An 18,667-nucleotide genomic window follows, 5' to 3' on the forward strand; every position below is an offset into this window, starting at 1 on the left:
CGACGGTTCATGGTGGCGTGATAAGCGGCTTTAACAGGATAGTCTTGGTAATCGAGCAAGGCATCCAGCGCGCGCACGGCCAAATCGGCCAAGCCTTCGAGTTCGTCCAAGCTTTCCAGTGCGCCGAGATTGAAGGCCGACAGGGTACATAAGGCGATTTCGCCGTTCTCGTCGTTGATGTCGTTTAAGGGCTTGGTCGGCAACGCGATTTCCAAACACAGGTTGGACTGGCGCACTGGCGCCACTTTCGGGTCGAACGGGCTGTGTGTATTGCAGTGGTCGACGTTTTGAATGTAGATGCGGCCGGTGCCGGCGCGCTCCTGCATCAACAGCGAAAATAGCTCGGTAGCGGGCACCACGCGCTTGCGGACGGCGGGGTCTTGCTCGTATTGGATATAAAGACGCTCGAATTCGTCTTGGTCGGCGAAAAAGGCGTCATACAGACCGGGCACTTCGTGCGGTGAAAACAGGGCGATGTCGCCGCCTTTAATCAAGCGAGTGTAGAGCAGGCGGTTAATCTGCACGCCGTAATCGAGATGACGTACGCGGTTATCTTCCACACCGCGGTTGTTTTTCAACACCAGCAAGCTTTCTACTTCGATGTGCCACAGGGGGTAGAACAAGGTGGCCGCACCGCCGCGCACGCCGCCTTGCGAGCAAGATTTAACGGCGGCCTGAAACATTTTGAAGAACGGAATACAGCCGGTGTGCTGCGCTTCGCCACCGCGGATTTCGCTGCCTAAACCGCGGATGCGGCCGGCGTTGATGCCGATGCCTGCGCGTTGGGAAACGTATTTCACAATCGCGCTAGTAGTGGCGTTGATGGAATCAAGGCTGTCGTCGCATTCGATCAGTACGCAACTTGAAAACTGGCGGGTGGGCGTGCGCACGCCGCTCATAATCGGCGTGGGCAGGGAAATTTTGAAGGTGGAAACGGCATCGTAAAAGCGTTTCACATAATCGAGGCGGGTGTCTTCCGGATATTTAGCAAACAAACTCATCGCCACCAAAATATAGAGAAACTGCGGGGTTTCGTAGATCTGGCGGGTAACGCGGTTTTGCAGCAGGTACTTGCCATCCAGCTGTTTGACTGCGGCATAAGAGAAGGTCAGGTCACGGTCGTGGTCGATATAGGCGTTCAGCGCCTCGTAATCGTCGCGGCTGTAATCTTGCAAAAGATGTTTATCGTATTTACCCGCCGCCGCCAATCTTTCCACATGATCAAACAGATGCGGCGGTTCATATTGGCCGTAAGCGATTTTGCGCAGATGGAAAATGGCCAAGCGCGCAGCCAGATACTGGTAATCCGGTGTTTCTTGCGAAATCAAATCCGCCGCGGCTTTGATAATGGTTTCGTGAATGTCGTCGGTGCGGATACCGTTATAGAACTGGATATGCGATTTCAGCTCTACTTGTGATACAGAAACATTGTCCAACCCTTCTGCTGCCCAAGTAATAACCCTGTGGATTTTGTCCAGATTAATCTCTTCCAGACGGCCGTCGCGCTTGGTAACTTTCAGATTGGCTGTTGCTGCGTTCATCGATAAATCCTAGTTTGCTATGAAAACGAATCCGCTTGCAGCAGCAGGCTGCAAGCGCACTTGTGATGATTAAAATACTATAATATTTTGCTGCTTGAAACCAGTCTTGACAAGCGGGCATCTGTGGTATTCAACGCACCTTTATCTGATTGGATTTTGATGTTTTCCCCAGCCTTTCCTGTACAGAACAAGACGAGGCAAGTCATATGCAAATAGTATAATACGGGGATATTTCATTCGTTAATTCGGGTAAAGTCCGACAGGTGTTTCTTTCTGTAAACAGAAACTACTCTGCCATCAAAAGCAATAAAAAATGCCTTACCGCTCGGATAAGGCATTTTTCGTTCCGACGGAATTAACCGGCTGATTGATTGCTTTCCGCAGCGGCAGCAGCTTGCTTTTCATGCTGCAAGCTGACGGCACGCGCCGGTACGATGGTAGAGATGGCATGTTTGTAAACCATTTGAGTGACCGATGTATTGCGCAGCAATACCACATACTGGTCGAAAGATTCCACTTGGCCTTGCAGTTTGATACCGTTTACCAGATAAATGGATACCGGTACGTGCTCTTTACGCAAAGCATTGAGGAAAGGATCTTGTAACATTTGTCCTTTAGCTGTCATATTTGAATACTCCGTTATTATGATTTGATTATGGTTCTAATTAATAGCACTACCCTCGGATTGTAGCCTTGATTACCTCTTTTTAACAACCGTTTTTAAAAATATATATGTAAACATTTTTAGATTGGCCCCCTTATCATAAACTTATTGCAATTCAGACAGGCATTGCAAGTACTTTTGCTGGTTACCTGACCGACCACGTAAGCGATAAGCTTTATCGTGATCTTACCTCTATTTACTTTTGCAGTTTTTTCACGCTGGCTTTGCGCTTTTTCTTGAAACGTTCTTTGTCTTCTTTGCGGCTTTCCCGCTTTTCGATACGGTTGCTCAAGGCCACGCGGCGCAACGGTTTTTTCTTGGGTTTGTCTTCCGCCTCTTCATAAGGGTTTTCCGATACGTTGTATTGGATACGCAGCGGCGTACCTTGCAAATTAAAGGCTTTCCGGAAAGTTTGGGTAAGGTAGCGTGTGTACGAATCGGTAATGTGCTGTAAGGCGTTGCCATGCACCACAATCACCGGAGGATTCATGCCGCCTTGGTGGGCATAACGCATTTTCGGGCGCACCAACCCTGCTCTGGGCGGTGCTTGGCGATCAATGGCGGTTTGCAACACACGGGTGATTTTCGGGGTCGGCATTTTAATCATGGCCGCATCATAGGCTTGCTGAATGCTGTCGAACAAACCTTCGATACCGCGCTCTTTGAGTGCCGAAATATAGTGGAACTTGGCAAAATCGAGAAAGTAAAGTTTGCGGGCGATGTCGCGCTTGATTTGTTCTTTACGCTCTTCATCCACACTGTCCCATTTGTTGACCGCCACCACCAGCGCCCTGCCCGCCTCCAGCGCGAAACCGGCCACCGTCGCATCTTGATCGGCAATGTCTTGCGCGGCATCGAGCACCAATACCGCCACATTGGCGGCTTCCACCGCCTGCATGGCTTTAATCACCGAGAATTTCTCAACCGCTTCCTCTACTTTACCGCGTCGGCGCACACCGGCGGTATCGATAATGGTAAACGGCTTGCCCTCGCGCTCGAAATCGATGTGGATGCTGTCGCGTGTAGTTCCGGCCATATCGAAAGCAATTACCCTCTCTTCGCCTAAAATAGCGTTTACCAACGTGGATTTTCCGACATTCGGCCGTCCGATAACGGCAAATACGGGGTGTTTGGCGGTTTGCGCTTCTTCTTCGGCTTCGGGGAAATGCTCCAGCACATCCTCTATCAAATGATAAACGCCATCGCCGTGCGCACCGGAAATCACATGCGGCTCGCCCAGTGCCAACTCGAAAAATTCGGCGGCCAGCACATCGCGGTTGCCGCCCTCGCCTTTGTTAACCGCCAAAAATACCGGGCGCGGGCTTTGGCGCAAACGGTCGGCAATGATTTTATCCTGCGGGGTAACGCCGTTGCGGCCGTCAACCAAAAACACCACCGCATCGGCTTCATCGATGGCCTGCAAGGTATGTTTGGCCATTTCGTGCAGAATACCGCTGTCCACCACCGGCTCGAAGCCGCCGGTATCCACCACCAGATAAGGCTTGCTGCCGAGTTTGCCGTGGCCGTAGTGGCGGTCGCGGGTCAGGCCGGGCAAATCGGCGACCAGTGCGTCTTTGGTGCGGGTGAGGCGGTTAAATAAGGTGGACTTGCCGACATTGGGACGGCCGACCAGTGCGATGGTGGGTTTCATGTGTTGTCTTTCTCCGACCGGCATAGCGGCCAGCCTGCTGTTATTGCGAATCAATAGTTTAGGTTTAGATATTGATTTTATTACAGATGCCTGTCTGAAACCATGTTTTCAGACAGGCATATCGTATTGCACTTGATTGAAGTCGCTCCAAACCGGCTTTTCCAATCTTATTTCAATTGCTGGATTTTCATTTCCAGCAATTCGCGGGTATTCGCATTTTTCGCGGTTGCATTCAAAGCCGCCTCATAGGCCGCCAGCGCTTCTTTAGGTTTGCCTTGCGCCGCCAGCACGTCGCCTTTGGTTTCTTGAATCAACGCATTGAAAGCGGCATCCACCGAAGTTTCCAAGGTTTTCAAGGCTTGGTCGAACTGCTTTTGCTGCAACTGGGTAACCGCCAGCCGCTGCACCGCCAGTGCTTGTACGAAAGCGTCTTTCTGGTTGCTTAGAATCCAGTTGTAATGCGCGATGGCGGCAGGATAATTGCCTTTGTCAAATTCTGCGGCAGCCGCCATAAAAGTGGCTTGTCCGGTTGCGATACTGGCCGGGTAGTTTTGTTGCAGGTTTTGCAAGTCGGCATTCAATGCTTTGGGATCGGTGCTGGTTTGCGCCTTATCCACCATTTGTGCCAACAGTGCGGCTGCTTCTTTGTTTTTATCTTCCAAGTGGCTTTGATACCAGGCATGACCCAGATAAGCCAAACCGCCGGCTACCAACAAGGCAAACAGCCAGCGCCCCCAGCCTTTCCAGAAGTGTTTGAAATTGTCTAATTCTTGTTGTTCGTCCAGATGTGCAGCCATTTATTGATTCTTCCATTGTTGCAGCGTGGTTAATAATTCGTCGGCGGAAACGGTGGCTTGTTGGCCTTTAGCCATGTCTTTCAGCGTTACCCTGCCGGTAGCCAATTCGTCTTGCGCCAGTATCAGCGCAAAGCGTGCGCCGGAGGCGTCGGCTTTTTTCATTTGTGCCTTCAGGCTTTGGCTGCCGGCGTGCTGGGCGACATTCCAACCGGCCGCACGCAGCAAGCCTGCGTATTTCATCAGTTGCAAAGCGGCACCCTCACCTTGCTGCATGGCGTAAATATCGGGCTTGTCGTCTGCTTTCAGACAGCCGTATTCCTGCACCAGCAACAGCAAACGCTCGATACCCAAGGCAAAACCGATGGCGGGCGCAGGTTTGCCGCCCAATTCTTCAATCAGGCCGTTGTAGCGGCCACCACCGCATACGGTGGCTTGTGCGCCGAGTTTGTCGGTCGTCCATTCGAAAACGGTAAGGTTGTAGTAATCCAAACCGCGCACCAGCCGCGGGTTTTCGGTATAGACAATGCCCAAGCCGTCAAGAAAGGCTTTGAAACCGGCATAATGTGCGCGCGACTCTTCTCCCAGATAATCAATCAGGCGCGGGGCGGCGTCGCACATTTGCTGCAAGGCCGGGTTTTTGGTGTCCAGTACCCGCAGCGGATTGGTGTGCAGGCGGCGGCGGCTGTCTTCATCCAATTGGTCGGCAAAACCGGTGAGGTATTCGACCAAAGCGGTGCGGTGGGCGGCACGCTCCTCTTTATTGCCCAAGCTGTTGATTTCCAGCGTCAAATGTTCGAGGATGCCCAATTCGCGCCACAAATCGGCGCACATGGCGATGATTTCGGCATCGATATCGGGGCCCTCAAAACCCAGAGCCTCGGCACCGAATTGGTGGAATTGGCGGTAACGCCCTTTTTGCGGCCGCTCGCGACGGAACATCGGCCCCATATACCACAATTTTTGCGGACCGTTATACAACAGGTTGTGCTCGACTACCGCGCGCAGGCAGGATGCGGTGCCTTCCGGGCGCAGGCTCAGGCTCAACTTGTCGTTGGAGTCGGCAAACGTGTACATCTCTTTGCCGACCACATCGGTTTCTTCGCCGATCGAGCGCACGAACAAACCGGTCTGTTCCAAAATCGGCGTGCGGATTTGCTGGTAAGCATAGCGCTTGGTACAGCGCGCCACGGTTTCTTCAAAGGCTTGCCAGAAAGCGGATGTCAGTTTGAAATCGCGCTGCTCTACCGGCAGCAAATCGTTCATGCCTTTGACGGCTTGGATTTTTTGTCCCATTGTTTTGTTCACATCATGATTTGAGTTTTTCAGACAGGCATTGTAAAAAACCAATACGAATATTCAGACAGACCCATGCCTGTCTGAAATTAAAGCGTCTGAATCGGAATAATTTTATTTTGCTGGCGTTTCTTACCGCCTTCGCCGTAATTGTCGGCCACATATTGCTGCACGATCTGCAAAAATTCGGCGGCCATATTGTCGCCCTTGAGCGTCACCTTGCGCTCGCCGTCCACATAAACCGGTGCCACCGGCGTTTCTCCGGTACCCGGCAGGCTGATGCCGATGTCGGCCAGTTTGCTCTCGCCGGGGCCGTTGACCACGCAGCCCATTACCGCCACATTCAGGCTCTCCACGCCCGGATACTGCAAACGCCATACCGGCATCTGCTCGCGCAGATATTGCTGGATGTCGCGCGCCAATTCCTGAAAAACGGTACTGGTGGTGCGGCCGCAACCCGGGCAAGCGGTAACCAGCGGCGTAAACGAGCGCAACCCCATGGTTTGCAGAATTTCCTGGCCGACCACGACTTCCTGAGTACGCGGGCTGCCGGGCTCGGGGGTGAGCGAAATGCGGATGGTGTCGCCTATGCCCTCTTGTAACAATACCGACAAAGCGGCAGTAGAGGCCACAATGCCCTTGCTGCCCATACCGGCCTCGGTTAAACCCAGATGCAGCGGATATTCGCAACGGCTGCCCAAATCGCGGTATACCTGAATCAAATCCTGTACCGAGCTGACTTTGCAAGAGAGGATGATTTTATTTTCAGACAGGCCTAAATCCACTGCTTTTTGCGCCGACTCCAAAGCGGACACAATCAGCGCTTCCTTCATCACTTCGTCGGGCGATTTCGGATTGGCCGAAGCCAGATTGGCATCCATCATGCGCTTGGCCAGACTCTGATCCAGCGAACCCCAGTTCACGCCAATGCGTACGGCTTTATCATGTTCGGCGGCGGTGCGGATCATATAAGCGAATTTCTCATCGCCCTTGGCCCCCTTACCGACATTACCCGGGTTAATCCGGTATTTCGACAAGGCCTTGGCACAATCGGGAAACTCGGCCAGCAAACGCTCGCCGTTGAAATGGAAATCGCCGATAAGCGGCGTGTTGTAACCGGCATCATCCAACCGGCTGCGGATTTCGGCTACTTTGGCCGCCGCATCCGGGCTGTTGACGGTAATACGCACCATTTCCGAGCCGGCATCGGCCAATTCCTGTACCTGGCGGGCAGTACCCTCGGCATCGGCGGTATCGGTATTGGTCATCGACTGCACCACCACCGGCGCTTCCGAGCCGATGGTAATGTGGTCTATCTGCACCTGATGGGTGCGGCGTCGTTTCAAATTCGGGTTGCTCATGGTTTATTGGCCTGCCTTGAAAACTGCGGTGGTGCGACCGACCATATAAGGACCGAAATCGATCTGCTTGCCGCCATAATTGATTGTACTGCCTTGTACATAACCGATACGCACGTCATAAGGTGCGCCGCCTCTAAACCGTTGCTCGCTACCCCCCGCCACAATCGCGTTCAACACTTCCTTACCGGTTTTGTCTTTTACCACCATTAAAGTACGGTAACGCGGTTTGATATACAGTTCGTCCGCCGCAATAACCGGCTCGCCTTCCGCACCGCTGGCCGCAGCAGCCGAAGCTGCGGCAACCGTTGTCGAAGCCGCTGTTGCCGAGGCAGGATTGGCCTGCGGTTGTGTCATCGGAATCACCGCCACATTACTGCTGCTGTTTTGCGCCGGCGTTTGCGCCAACTCCGAAGAAGCCGACTGTGTGGCCTCTTTCTGCTCCTGTTGGGCAATCGATTTGCTCTGCCAGAAATAAATCCCGCCGCCTACCGCCACCAGTGCCAGCAAAACGGCAATCCAGCCGGAAAAGCTTTTGCGGTTTTCCAAAGATGCCAATTCCTTCTGATGCGGGCCCTTCTCCAATATAGACATATCCTGCCTGGCTACCGGTGTCGCGCTTTCCAGATAGCGGTTCAGCTCCGCCGTATCCATGCCGACCAAACGTGCATAGTTACGCAAAAAACCGCGCACATAAACCAATTCAGGCAGGCCTTTGTAATCGCCTTTTTCCAGAGCGCGCACTTTTTCCGGCGCCAGCTTCAGGCGGGTGGCCGCTTCTTCCAAGCTCATGCCTTTTTGGTTGCGCTTCTCGGCCAAGAGGCGGCCCAACTCAAGTGCCGAAGAATGATTGGACGTAGAAGTATTCTGGCTCATGGTGTCTGCCCGCCGCTGATGGATTGCAGTTCTTCGGAATACGGATAGTTGGCGCGCAATTGCGCTTCATATTCGTAAGCAGCCTGAGTATGGCCGGCCGCACGCGAAATCTTCCAGCCCAGCAGCAAATCGTCGGCCGTGAGCACGTCGACTTTGCTCTGGTATTGTTTGAAATAACGCTCTGCCTCACCTATCTGGCCTGCCAAAAGCTTGGTACGCGCCAATTCTTTGACGGCAGGGACGAAGCTTGGCAAAGTTGCGATGGAACGCTCCAAGTAGGCTTGCGCCAATGAATATTGCCCCATTTTAGCGCTGCAAATACCTTTGTTCAGATAGGCCACATAAGGATTGGGATAGGTAGGATCAGACAAAGCCTTATCGAAATAAGGAATAGAGGCATTCGGATTATTCTGTACGCTACAGAGGAACCAGCCGTAGTTATTGTTGATTTCCGCACTGTTCGGATTCAGTTCCAGTGCCCGTTGGAAACTTTCCTGCGCTTTCTCCGGCACTTTCAGAAACTGGTAAATCTGCGCGCGAATCAGCCAGGCATTCTGGTTTTTACTGTTGGATTGCAAGGCTTCTTCAATGGTAGCGGTAGCCTGACGGTAATCGCGTGCGCGCATGTATTCGATAGCGAGCTGGGTTTTGATTTGCGATACCTCTTCCGCACGCTGTTTTGCCGACGGTTTTTTGGTACCGGTACTGGTACAGGCACCCAACACCAACACCAGCAACAGTGGTTTCCATAAAGCTTTCATATTACCCTCAATTGTGTTGTTGCAAAGCAATCTGCTGCCATTTCTCTTGGCGGCGGGTTTTGTCTTTTACCTGACCGGCCAACTGGCCGCAAGCGGCGTCGATATCGTCACCGCGCGTTTTGCGTACCGTTACCACCAAACCGGCTTCTTGCAGGATTTCACGGAAAATCCGGATATTCTCATTGCTGGAGCGGTTGTAACCCGAATTCGGGAAGGGATTGAACGGAATCAGATTGAATTTGCAGGGTACGTCTTTCACCAGCGACAGCAATTCCCTTGCATGCTGGGGTTTGTCGTTGACACCGTCGAGCATCACGTATTCGAAGGTGACAAAATCACGCGGCGCCTTAACCAGATAACGCTGGCAGGCAGCCATCAATTCTTTTAACGGATATTTTTTATTCAGAGGCACGATTTCGTCGCGCACCGTATCGTTGGACGCGTGCAGGGAAACCGCCAAGGCCACCGGCATCGCCTCTTTGAGGCGGTCCATCTGCGGCACCATGCCGGAAGTGGACACCGTTACCCGGCGGCGCGACAGGCCGTAGCCGTGGTCGTCCAACATGATACTGAGCGCCGTGACCACATTATCGAAATTCGCCAGCGGCTCGCCCATTCCCATCATCACCACATTGGAAATCACCCTCTCGTTTTTCGGGGTAACGCCCATGGCTTTATTGGCCCACCACAACTGGCCGATGATTTCCGCGGCGCTCAGATTACGGTTGAAACCCTGGCGGCCGGTCGAACAAAACGTACATTCCAGTGCGCAGCCGATTTGCGAGGAAATGCACAGAGTACCGCGCTCCGATTCCGGAATAAACACGGTTTCCACCCCGTTGCCGGTACCGACGTCCAGCAGCCATTTGCGTGTACCGTCTTGCGATTCCTGCGAGGTCATCAACGCCGGCACCGCCAACTCGGCATGCTCTTGCAAATCGGCGCGCAAAGCTTTGGCCAGGTCGGTCATCTCATCGAAACTGCTGGCACCGGCCTGGTGTATCCAACGCATTACTTGCTTGGCGCGGAAGGGTTTTTGCCCGATTTTCTGGAAATACTCGGTTAAAGCGGGCAAATCGTAATTCAATAAATTGGTTTTCATCTATCTATTTGATATTTCGCAAAACAGTGGGCAGAAATTTGCCGTTTGCATTGTACTATACCGCCGTCTGTTTGCGGGAATAAGAAAAACCTTAGGCTGCCTAAAACGGAAAAGGTTTAGGCAGCCTCGTCATCATTTGCAGAGCAGAGCGCTCAACAAGTTAGCGCGGGCAAACTTCGCTTTGGCTGAAAAAGTAAGCGATTTCGATGGCTGCATTTTCCAAGCTGTCGGAGCCGTGAACGGCGTTCGCATCGATGGAATCTGCAAAATCGGCGCGGATGGTACCGGCAGCCGCTTCTTTCGGGTTGGTTGCACCCATGATTTCGCGGTTTTTGGCAACGGCGTTTTCGCCTTCCAATACTTGCAACATTACCGGACCGCTGGTCATGAAAGCCACCAGATCGGCAAAGAAAGGACGCTCTTTATGGATGGCGTAAAAATCTTCGGCTTCTTTTTTGCTCAGTTGCTTCATTTTGGCGGCAACAATGCGCAAACCGTTTTCTTCGAAGCGGCTGTAGATTTGGCCGATAACGTTTTTGGCGACGGCATCGGGTTTGATGATGGAGAAAGTGCGTTGCACGGTCATGAGAGTTTCCTTTGATTTAATCGTTCGATTCGATATTTTTAACGTCTGACAGATTGAGACCTTTGCAAAAATGCCCGCGGTATGCCGTTTAAGCGGGAACCGGCAGTTTTGCAAAGGTCTCGGTTTTTCAGACAGGCATTATTGTAACAATTTAACCCGCTTTCGGCGATTATTTTTTATCTTGCCTAAGTACAGCCGGGCAATTTATTTTTTCGACAAAGTCAGGTGCGGCAGCGCCAGATATTCTTCCGACTGCATTTCCACCAAACGGCTGACGGTACGTACAAATTCATGGGCGAAATCGCCTTCGGTATAAATCTCCTGAACCGGAATATCGCTGCTGGCGCAGATTTTAACCCGGTAGTCATAGAATACGTCGGCCAACCAGGTTAAGCGGCGGGCTTCTGCACGTTGCGTGGGATCCAGTTTTTCGATACCGGAAATAAACACGATTTCGTAACGTTCGGCCAAATAAAGGTAATCGGCTTGCGAACGCGGGCCGAAACACAGCATTCTGAAATCAAACCAAATCGCTTTTTCGGCATGCGCTTTTGCCGTGAGCGGGCGGCCGAGGATTTCGATATCGTTATCCAAACGCTGCTGGCCGGCAGTCATTCGATCGAACAAGGCCGCGAGCTTGCGTTCGTTGGCTTCGTCGGCGGGAATATAGAACACATCGGCCGAATGCAGGCTGCGCAAGCGGTAATCTTCGCCGCTGTCTACATTCAAAATGGTCAATTTTTCTTCCAGCAGGGCGATGGTCGGCAAAAAGCTACTGCGGTTCTGCCCTTGCGGATAAAGCTCGGAGGGGGCGTAGTTGGAGGTGGCGACCAATACCACACCTTCGTTAAACAGGTTCTCCAGCAGGCGGCCGAGTATCATTGCATCGGCGATGTCGCTGACGTGAAACTCGTCGAAGCACAACACTCGGGTTTCGCGCGCGATTTCGGCGGCCACCGATTTGAGCGGGTCCTGCTCGCTTTTCAATTCGCGCAAACGGCGGTGGATTTCCGCCATAAAGGCATGGAAATGCACGCGGCGTTTGCGGCGGTAGGGCAGGCAACCGTAAAACACATCCATCAAAAAGCTTTTGCCGCGGCCGACGCCGCCGTAAAAATACAAGCCTTTGGGCAGTTGCGGCGAACGCAGGCTGCGACCGAGAAAACGGTTGCGCTTGCGTTTGAACATCATCAGTTCGGTCCACAATTTATCGAGAAACTCGATGGCTTTGCGCTGCGAGGGATCATGGATGAATCCGGGCCGCGAAGAGGCGGCCTGATACCAGGTAAGCGGGCTGTGGTTGGTGAAATCCGGCGGGATGAATCGTTCGTTATTCGTGGTCATATTGAATGTGTGTATTCTGATGTAGTCGGCGTATTATAGTGGATTTATTTAGAAGATAAAGCGCCAAACCGGTATTTGACTGGGTTTTTGACAATATGAGACCTTTGCAAAACCCCCATCTGCGGCACATTTCTGCGTTGTGTGCTGCTCGCTCGCTTGCCTAACTCCATGTTATGTCTGCGCTCGCTGCGCTGCTACGCCTTGAACTGCATCCACATCTGGGGGTTTTGCAAAGGTCTCAATATAAGCGTTAACCGAAAGCAATGCCTGTCTGAAAACATTTTTTCAGACAGGCATTGCTTGATAAGGGCTTATCCGCCGAACTTGGCGGCACCCAGATTGGCCAATTCGTCGGCTTTTTCATTTTCCGGATGGCCTGCATGGCCTTTTACCCATGTCCACGATACTTGATGGCGGCCGACCAATTCATCCAGTTCACGCCATAAGTCTTCGTTTTTCACCGGCTTTTTGGCGGCGGTTTTCCAACCGTTGCGTTTCCAGCCGTGTATCCAGCTTTCCATGCCGTTTTTCACGTATTGCGAATCGGTGCAAATCACCACCCGGCTGGTACGCTTGAGCGCTTTTAAGCCTTCGATAACGGCGGTGAGCTCCATGCGGTTGTTGGTGGTTTCCGCTTCGCCGCCGTACAAGGTTTTTTCGTGGGCGCCGTAGCGCAGCAGTACGCCCCATCCGCCGGCTCCCGGGTTGCCTTTGCAAGCACCGTCGGTGTAGAGGTAAACGGTTTTATCGGTCGGGTTTTCATCATTCATCTTACTTACTCACTCCTCTATTGCCGTAACCGTGTAACCGTGTCGGCGCAACTGGGCAATCAGGCCGGACTCATCCGCCAGATGGCCAAAACCCACTGCCACCAGCAAGCGCTTTTTCGGCAGTTGCTCCAGCAGCTTGGGCAGCCAGCGCCGGTTGCGTTTTTCCAGCAATTCTTGCTCCATCCAGTGTTGCCAAAAATCTATGCTCTCCTGCGGCAATCCGACCGAATAGGCGGAACTGTCGGCGGACAAGGCCACCAGCTCGGGGTAGTTGCGGCTGTAATAAAGCTGGAACAATTTGCGCGACAAGGCCTCGCTCTGGTCGCGGTGTACGTCGTTAAAGTCCAGAAGCTCCTCTATCCGCGCCAAGGGCAGCGCACGGAAAGCAGCCGGCAGATCGGTATAACGCTCGAGGCCGTCGAGCGCGATATTGCGGCGCAGCGCTTCTTTTTGCAGCAGTTTGTCGACACCGGTTTCCATACTCAAACCTTTGGGCCGTATCGATATTTCCAGCAGTATCGTCGCCCAAGGCTCGAAGCGGTCGAGTTGGCGGACGCTCAAGCTGCCGCCGCCTTCTTTGCGCAAGCGCTGTGCCAACCGTTCTACCCGCTTTCTACCGATTTTGTCGGACAAGGTCTGTTTATCGGTGTGATTCGTCATCTGCTGCAAAACCGCTTTCATATCGGCCCTGCTCTCTTCCGTAGCGCCCGCCATCATCACTTCGGTCATCAGCACATCGCTGTTGGCGAGTATGTGTTTAAGATGCTCAGGCAATTGGCTGTCGCGCGCGCCCAGATGATAAGTGCCCAACAGATAAGAATCCGGTGCACCGCTTTTGCTGACTTTCCACAAGCGGCTGTTCAGTTGCGGCGACTGCCAGTCAAAGGCTGCGGCAAAAGCGGTAGCCATCATCAGCACCAGGCTGAATATCCATTTTTTCAACATTGTGTTTCCGAATCGGGTGAAAATATTTCAATGCCTGTCTGAAAACAAACGAAACGAGTTTCTGTGTAGTCGAAACCATTTTTTCAGACAGGCATACCGTTTTACAGGATTTTGGTTTTTATAGTGGCTTAAATTCAGAATAGGACAAGGCGCCGAGCCGCAGACAGTACGGGTAGTGCGACAAGACGAGGCAACGCTGTACTATTCTGAATTGTAAGTCACTATAGATTCAAGGCAGCAGTTTGCCGGGATTCATAATCTGATGCGGATCCACCGCTGCTTTTACCGCACGCATAATGGCAATTTCCGCCTCGCTGCGTACAGAAGGCAACCAGTGGTTTTTAACCTGTCCGATGCCGTGTTCGGCGGCGATGGTGCCCCCGCAGGCCAATACCTGCCGGTAAACGATTTGGTTGACCGGCTCTTCAAAGCGGTAGGCTTCGTTGCTGAGGATGTACGGCAAAAAAGTATTGTAGTGCAGGCTGCCATCACCCAAGTGGCCGAACACCACGATTTCGATGCCGGGGAACGCCTCCTGCAATGCGGGCGCGCAGTTTTCGACAAATTCGGCCACCCGCTCAATCGGCACCGCAATATCGTGTTTGATGCTGGTTCCCAAACGGCGCTGGGAGGCGGAAATATTTTCGCGCAGCGTCCACAAATCCTGCCGTTGCGCGTCCGACGCCGCCAATACGGCGTTATCGAAACCGTTCCGCATCAGAAAATCGGCCAGCAAATCGCCCAAATCTTCGCGCTCCACCGAGTCGGTTAATTCCAGCAACAGGTGCCAATCGGCTGCTAAGGGCGCGCCCAGACCGCTGAATTCGCTGGATAGCTGCAAGGCAAAGCGGCTGATTAACTCGAAACTGCCCAAGCGTTCGGCAAACCGGCCTTGCACCAAACTGAGCAATGCCACCGCCCGCTCTATCGACTCGACGCCCACCCAGGCCAATTCCAGCGTGCGCGGCCGTGCGGATAATTTCAATGTGGCCGCCGTGATGACGCCCAAGGTGCCTTCGCTGCCGATAAACAAATGGCGCAAATCATAGCCGGTGGTGTTTTTATGCAAAGGCTGCAAATGGGAAATCAATTCGCCGCCGGGCAACACCACTTCCAGCCCCAACACCAAATCGCGCATGGTGCCGTAACGCACCACATTTACGCCGCCGGCATTGCAGGCGATATTGCCGCCGATCTGGCAGGAGCCTTCGCTGGCCAGACTCAGCGGGAACAATCTGTCGGCCTTGGCCGCAGCCTGCTGCACCGCTTGCAATACGCAACCTGCTTCCACCGTTATCGCGTTATCGGCCAGATTCAGTTGTCGGATACGGTTGAGCCGGCTCAAGTTGAGCAATACGCCGCCCTGGGGCACCGCCGCGCCGCACAAGCCGGTATTGCCGCCCTGCGGCGTTACGGCAATACGCTTCTCGTGGCAAAATTTCATGATGGCCTGCACCGATGATACGCTGTCCGGCTGCAATACCATATCGGCCTGCCCGGTGTAACGGCGGCGCTGATCGATCAACAGCGCGGCGGCATCATCGATGATTTCGCTCTCTTTGAGCAGGCTGCGCAAAGCCTGTTGCCAATCGGATGTGTTCATTGCAAATAATCCTTTGCGATACTTTTGCTACTCAATATGAAGCCGATAGGCCTGTCTGAAAAAATACTTTATTTTCAGACAGGCCTATGATGGATTTCTGTTTACCAATCGTCCCGTTCGAATTTATCCAAACGTGCATGCAGGCGGGCGACATCGTCGCGCAGGCGGTCGACCTCTTCTTTCCATTCGTCGAATTCCTCGCGGGTAATCACCGGCGCTTGCGGCTCTTTGGCAAAGTCGGCAGCCTGCCCCATCAGGCTCTGGCCGATTTGTTTCAAGGTATGGCCGACTTTTTCCGCCCGGCTGGCGATGCTGCCGGCAGCGGCATTGCCGAACAGGCGCGCCAAATCGTCGCTGGCATCATAACGCAGGCTGCCCAGCAGCGGCAGCAGGTTGAAGCCCAGATCTTGATCGCCTTCGATGGCAAAATCGCCGACGCCGGGCATCTGCCCCTGCATCAGCTTCTGCACCGCACCGGAATGGAAAATCAGCACCGTATCGGCTTCGCGTTCGCTGGTTTCCAAAAAGCCTTCCGCATTAAATTGGCCGTGCACGCGCAAACCGGCGATATTCAGGGTCAGCACGATACCGTTGTAACCGGCCAGGGCGTGGCGGGTTTCGGGATTCTGCTGAATCAGATGATTGATAACAGGTAGGGCCAACATCGTCTCCCTCTTTCATTTAACTGGCGGCCTGTCCTTCGTTTCAGACAGGCCTGAATAATCATAAGTCCCGATACAGGCTGGTTACGGTTTTGCCGCTGCCGCCCGCTTCAAATTCGGGCAACGGCAAGCCCAGTTTGGCGGCTTCGACGGTATAAAACGCACGCCTGCTCGGCTCTACCCTTTCCACCACATTGCGGATGCGGATACCGGCGGGCCGTTGTACCGCCTGCCACAACGTAGCCACCGCGCGCTCGCGGTGCAACATATTCACCGGCGCATCGCCATTCGCAATCGGCGCTCCCCGCCGCAACAAACTTGTTAGCGGATGGCGGCTGCTGTCGTACAAACCGCCCAAACGCAGTATATCCACATTGGCTATGCCGCTGTCGAGAAAAATCCGCTCGGCTTCTACCACCCGGCGCGCACTTTCACTCTCGGGCGCAAGCGGGCTGTTTTCATCGCACATGCGCGCGCGGTTACCGTATACGCTCACGCTGCTGCTGTAGATCAAATGCTTTGCGCCGTAGACCTTGGCCTGATCACACCAATTTTTCAGACAGACCTCATAATCATGAATCGCCGAGGGCGGCAGCAGGAAAATCCATACCTTTTTATGCTGCCAATGTTGCGCCAGCACCCGGTTTAACGCCTGATCATCACTTGCATCCACACCGTCGAGTACAATCGGCAGATTGATGTCGTCCGAACTGAGCCGCCGCTTCACGGCAGCCACCTCGGCACCAGCCTGGTAAGCACGCTCCGCCAGCGGCCTGCCCAGATAACCGAAACCGAGAATGCCGATGGCGGGCACTTCACTCATGGCCGCGCCTTGGCATTTGCCGCTTGCCCGTTGAGCCAAGCCGGCTGTATCCATTTGGGCGCATCAACCGGCCGGTAATCCGCCAGTTTGTCCAACAAATCCGCCGGTTTTTCGGCCACGCACAACAAACTCAAATTGGCAGCCGGCATAAAGCCTTGTTGTGCGGTTTGCTCCAACATTGCGAGCAGAGGGCCGTAAAAACCGGCGGTATTCAATAGCCCTATCGGCTTACGGTGTTGTTTTAACTGCGCGAGCGAGAGCACTTCGAACAATTCTTCAAAGGTACCGATGCCGCCGGCCAGTGCGATAAAGGCATCGCCCAACTCAATCATTTTGTTTTTGCGCGCCGGCATATCGGCGGTTTCGATCAATTCGGTCAAACCTTGGTGGGCGACTTCTTTTTCGCGCAGAAAAGTCGGAATCACACCGATTACTTCGCCGCCGCCTTGCAATACCGCATCGGCCAATGTTCCCATCAAGCCGATACGGCCGCCGCCGTAAACCAAACGCCGGCCGCGCCCGGCCATGATGCCGCCCAACTCGCGCGCCGCTTCTGCATACTCCGGTGTGGCGCCAAGGTTGGAGCCGCAATACACCACGATATTGTTCATCAAATCACCGCCTGCGGATAAGCGCCGATCACTTTCACAAACACATTGTGTTCGGCAAATTCGTTCAATACGGTACGTACCGCCAAATCTTCGCTGTGTCCTTCGATATCGACGAAAAACACATATTCCCACAAACCGGTGCGACTCGGGCGGCTTTCGAATTTGGTCATCGAAATGCCGGCGGCGCTAAACGGTGCCAACAATGCATTGACGGCACCGGCTTTATTCGGCGTGGAGAAAACCAATGAGGTTTTGTCGCGGCCGGTCGGTACGGTTTTCTGGTGGCCCAGCACCAAGAAACGGGTGGTGTTGTTGGGTTCGTCCTCGATATTGATGGCAAGCTTGTGCAGTTGGTAAATTTCAGCGGCTACTTGGCCGGCAATAGCGGCTGCGGTTCGGTCTTGCGCCGCAAGCCGCGCCGCTTCGCCGTTGCTGGAAACCGCGATGCGCTCCACCGTTTCCGGCAAATGCTGGTTCAGCCACTCATGACATTGCGCCAGCGCCTGCGCATGGGCATACACGATTTTGATTCCTTCGAAACCCTCGCTGTTGCGCAACAAATTGTGATGAACCCGCAAAATCACTTCGCCGCAGGCACGCAGCGGGCTTTCCACCAGCAAATCCAGGGTGCGGCCTACCGAGCCTTCGGTAGAGTTTTCAATCGGCGCCACCACATAATCGGCCTGGCGTGCCTCTACCAGCCGCATTCCCTCGTCTATGGTGGTGCACGGTAAGGTATGGGCGGCGTGGCCGAAATGTTTGATGGCCGCCTGCTGGGTAAACGTGCCTTGCGGGCCGAGATAAGCAATGGTCAACGGGCGCTCCACCGCCAAGCATTCGCTCATAATTTCGCGGAACAAACGGGTAACCGCTTCGTTGGGCAGCGGCCCTTTGTTTAACTCTCGGATACGCAGCAACACCTGTGCCTCGCGCTCGGGGCGGTAAACCGTACCGGTACCCTTCAATTCGCCGATAGCATGTGCGTGGCCGGCGCGGCGGTTTAACAAATCGAGGATTTCGGTATCAATTTCGTCAATCGCCTGGCGGTGCGGCAGCAGTTTATCTTCAACAGACATGGTGTTCCTCTGGCGGAAAAAAACGGAAAAAGATTCGGAGGCACTCGCCTCCCCCAAGCAAGCGGTCATTCTATCATCAAACCGGCATTCGGTTATTTCAAAATATCTTTAGACTTTTGCAAAAAATTTTTTCATCCTGAATTTATTGGTATAGCAGATTTAATTAATTTTCGATACAAGGCAGCAAGCCGCAGACAGTACAAG

The 18,667-nt window shown here is 53.5% G+C and carries 18 protein-coding genes and 1 pseudogene; 1 reads left to right on the forward strand and 18 read right to left on the reverse strand.

Annotation, left to right across the window (positions count from 1 at the left end):
- From nrdA to zapE, 11 genes are all read right to left on the reverse strand, one after another.
- Positions 1-1,541: class 1a ribonucleoside-diphosphate reductase subunit alpha (gene nrdA, locus Q4C79_RS10480; protein ID WP_303090965.1), on the reverse strand; the 1,541-nt coding region annotated here is incomplete at its 3' end.
- A gap of 355 nt (positions 1,542-1,896) precedes the next feature.
- Positions 1,897-2,166 (reverse strand): RNA chaperone Hfq, encoded by a 270-nt coding sequence (gene hfq / locus Q4C79_RS10485; RefSeq protein WP_303090966.1) that lies wholly within the window; start codon positions 2,164-2,166, stop codon positions 1,897-1,899.
- 235 nt (positions 2,167-2,401) lie between these two features.
- Positions 2,402-3,856: a ribosome biogenesis GTPase Der gene (der, locus tag Q4C79_RS10490; RefSeq protein ID WP_303090967.1), complete on the reverse strand. Its 1,455-nt coding sequence runs from the start codon at positions 3,854-3,856 to the stop codon at positions 2,402-2,404.
- A 167-nt stretch (positions 3,857-4,023) separates the two neighbouring features.
- Positions 4,024-4,653: a tetratricopeptide repeat protein gene (locus tag Q4C79_RS10495; RefSeq protein WP_303090968.1), complete on the reverse strand. Its 630-nt coding sequence runs from the start codon at positions 4,651-4,653 to the stop codon at positions 4,024-4,026.
- On the reverse strand, positions 4,654-5,946 hold the full coding sequence (hisS, locus tag Q4C79_RS10500) for a histidine--tRNA ligase (RefSeq protein ID WP_303090969.1): 1,293 nt from the start codon (positions 5,944-5,946) through the stop codon (positions 4,654-4,656).
- Between the two features lie 89 nt (positions 5,947-6,035).
- Entirely contained in the window at positions 6,036-7,307 is a 1,272-nt protein-coding gene (ispG, locus tag Q4C79_RS10505; protein WP_303090970.1) for a flavodoxin-dependent (E)-4-hydroxy-3-methylbut-2-enyl-diphosphate synthase, read from the reverse strand.
- A gap of 3 nt (positions 7,308-7,310) precedes the next feature.
- Positions 7,311-8,180, reverse strand: coding sequence for a helix-turn-helix domain-containing protein (locus Q4C79_RS10510; RefSeq protein WP_303090971.1), 870 nt, complete (start codon positions 8,178-8,180; stop codon positions 7,311-7,313).
- Positions 8,177-8,941, reverse strand: a complete 765-nt coding sequence (gene pilW, locus Q4C79_RS10515; RefSeq protein WP_303090972.1) for a type IV pilus biogenesis/stability protein PilW — start codon at positions 8,939-8,941, stop codon at positions 8,177-8,179. Before pilW ends, Q4C79_RS10510 begins: the two co-directional genes overlap by 4 nt.
- A gap of 7 nt (positions 8,942-8,948) precedes the next feature.
- Positions 8,949-10,043, reverse strand: coding sequence for a 23S rRNA (adenine(2503)-C(2))-methyltransferase RlmN (gene rlmN / locus Q4C79_RS10520; protein ID WP_303090973.1), 1,095 nt, complete (start codon positions 10,041-10,043; stop codon positions 8,949-8,951).
- Positions 10,044-10,203: 160 nt separating this feature from the next.
- Positions 10,204-10,629: a nucleoside-diphosphate kinase gene (gene ndk / locus Q4C79_RS10525; RefSeq protein WP_303090974.1), complete on the reverse strand. Its 426-nt coding sequence runs from the start codon at positions 10,627-10,629 to the stop codon at positions 10,204-10,206.
- Between the two features lie 204 nt (positions 10,630-10,833).
- The gene (zapE, locus tag Q4C79_RS10530) at positions 10,834-11,973 is read right to left on the reverse strand and encodes a cell division protein ZapE (protein WP_303090975.1); all 1,140 of its coding nucleotides are present in this window, start codon (positions 11,971-11,973) and stop codon (positions 10,834-10,836) included.
- Between the two features lie 95 nt (positions 11,974-12,068).
- On the opposite strand from zapE, the pseudogene Q4C79_RS10535 reads away from it, so the two are divergent.
- Positions 12,069-12,227: pseudogene (locus Q4C79_RS10535) on the forward strand (lipoprotein signal peptidase).
- 57 nt (positions 12,228-12,284) lie between these two features.
- Here Q4C79_RS10535 and rnhA read toward each other — a convergent pair.
- The 7 genes from rnhA to pheA form a co-directional block, all read right to left on the reverse strand.
- Positions 12,285-12,743 carry a ribonuclease HI gene (rnhA, locus tag Q4C79_RS10540; protein WP_303090976.1) on the reverse strand — a complete coding sequence of 153 codons (459 nt, stop codon included), beginning with the start codon at positions 12,741-12,743 and terminating at the stop codon, positions 12,285-12,287.
- Between the two features lie 9 nt (positions 12,744-12,752).
- Positions 12,753-13,688, reverse strand: a complete 936-nt coding sequence (locus tag Q4C79_RS10545) for a TraB/GumN family protein (RefSeq protein WP_303090977.1) — start codon at positions 13,686-13,688, stop codon at positions 12,753-12,755.
- Between the two features lie 229 nt (positions 13,689-13,917).
- The gene (locus Q4C79_RS10550) at positions 13,918-15,291 is read right to left on the reverse strand and encodes an FAD-binding oxidoreductase (protein ID WP_303090978.1); all 1,374 of its coding nucleotides are present in this window, start codon (positions 15,289-15,291) and stop codon (positions 13,918-13,920) included.
- A 101-nt stretch (positions 15,292-15,392) separates the two neighbouring features.
- Positions 15,393-15,956, reverse strand: a complete 564-nt coding sequence (locus tag Q4C79_RS10555) for an SCP2 domain-containing protein (protein ID WP_303090979.1) — start codon at positions 15,954-15,956, stop codon at positions 15,393-15,395.
- Positions 15,957-16,014: 58 nt separating this feature from the next.
- Positions 16,015-16,776: an NAD-dependent epimerase/dehydratase family protein gene (locus Q4C79_RS10560; RefSeq protein WP_303090980.1), complete on the reverse strand. Its 762-nt coding sequence runs from the start codon at positions 16,774-16,776 to the stop codon at positions 16,015-16,017.
- On the reverse strand, positions 16,773-17,387 hold the full coding sequence (locus Q4C79_RS10565; RefSeq protein WP_303090982.1) for a TIGR00730 family Rossman fold protein: 615 nt from the start codon (positions 17,385-17,387) through the stop codon (positions 16,773-16,775). Before Q4C79_RS10565 ends, Q4C79_RS10560 begins: the two co-directional genes overlap by 4 nt.
- A complete protein-coding gene (gene pheA / locus Q4C79_RS10570; protein WP_303090981.1) occupies positions 17,387-18,463 on the reverse strand; it encodes a prephenate dehydratase in 1,077 nt (358 codons plus the stop codon). The genes Q4C79_RS10565 and pheA overlap by 1 nt, the downstream gene beginning before the upstream one ends.
- Between the last annotated feature and the right edge of the window lie 204 nt (positions 18,464-18,667).

The sequence above is a fragment of the Neisseria sp. genome (assembly GCF_030523955.1).
Classification (GTDB): Bacteria; Pseudomonadota; Gammaproteobacteria; order Burkholderiales; family Neisseriaceae; genus Neisseria.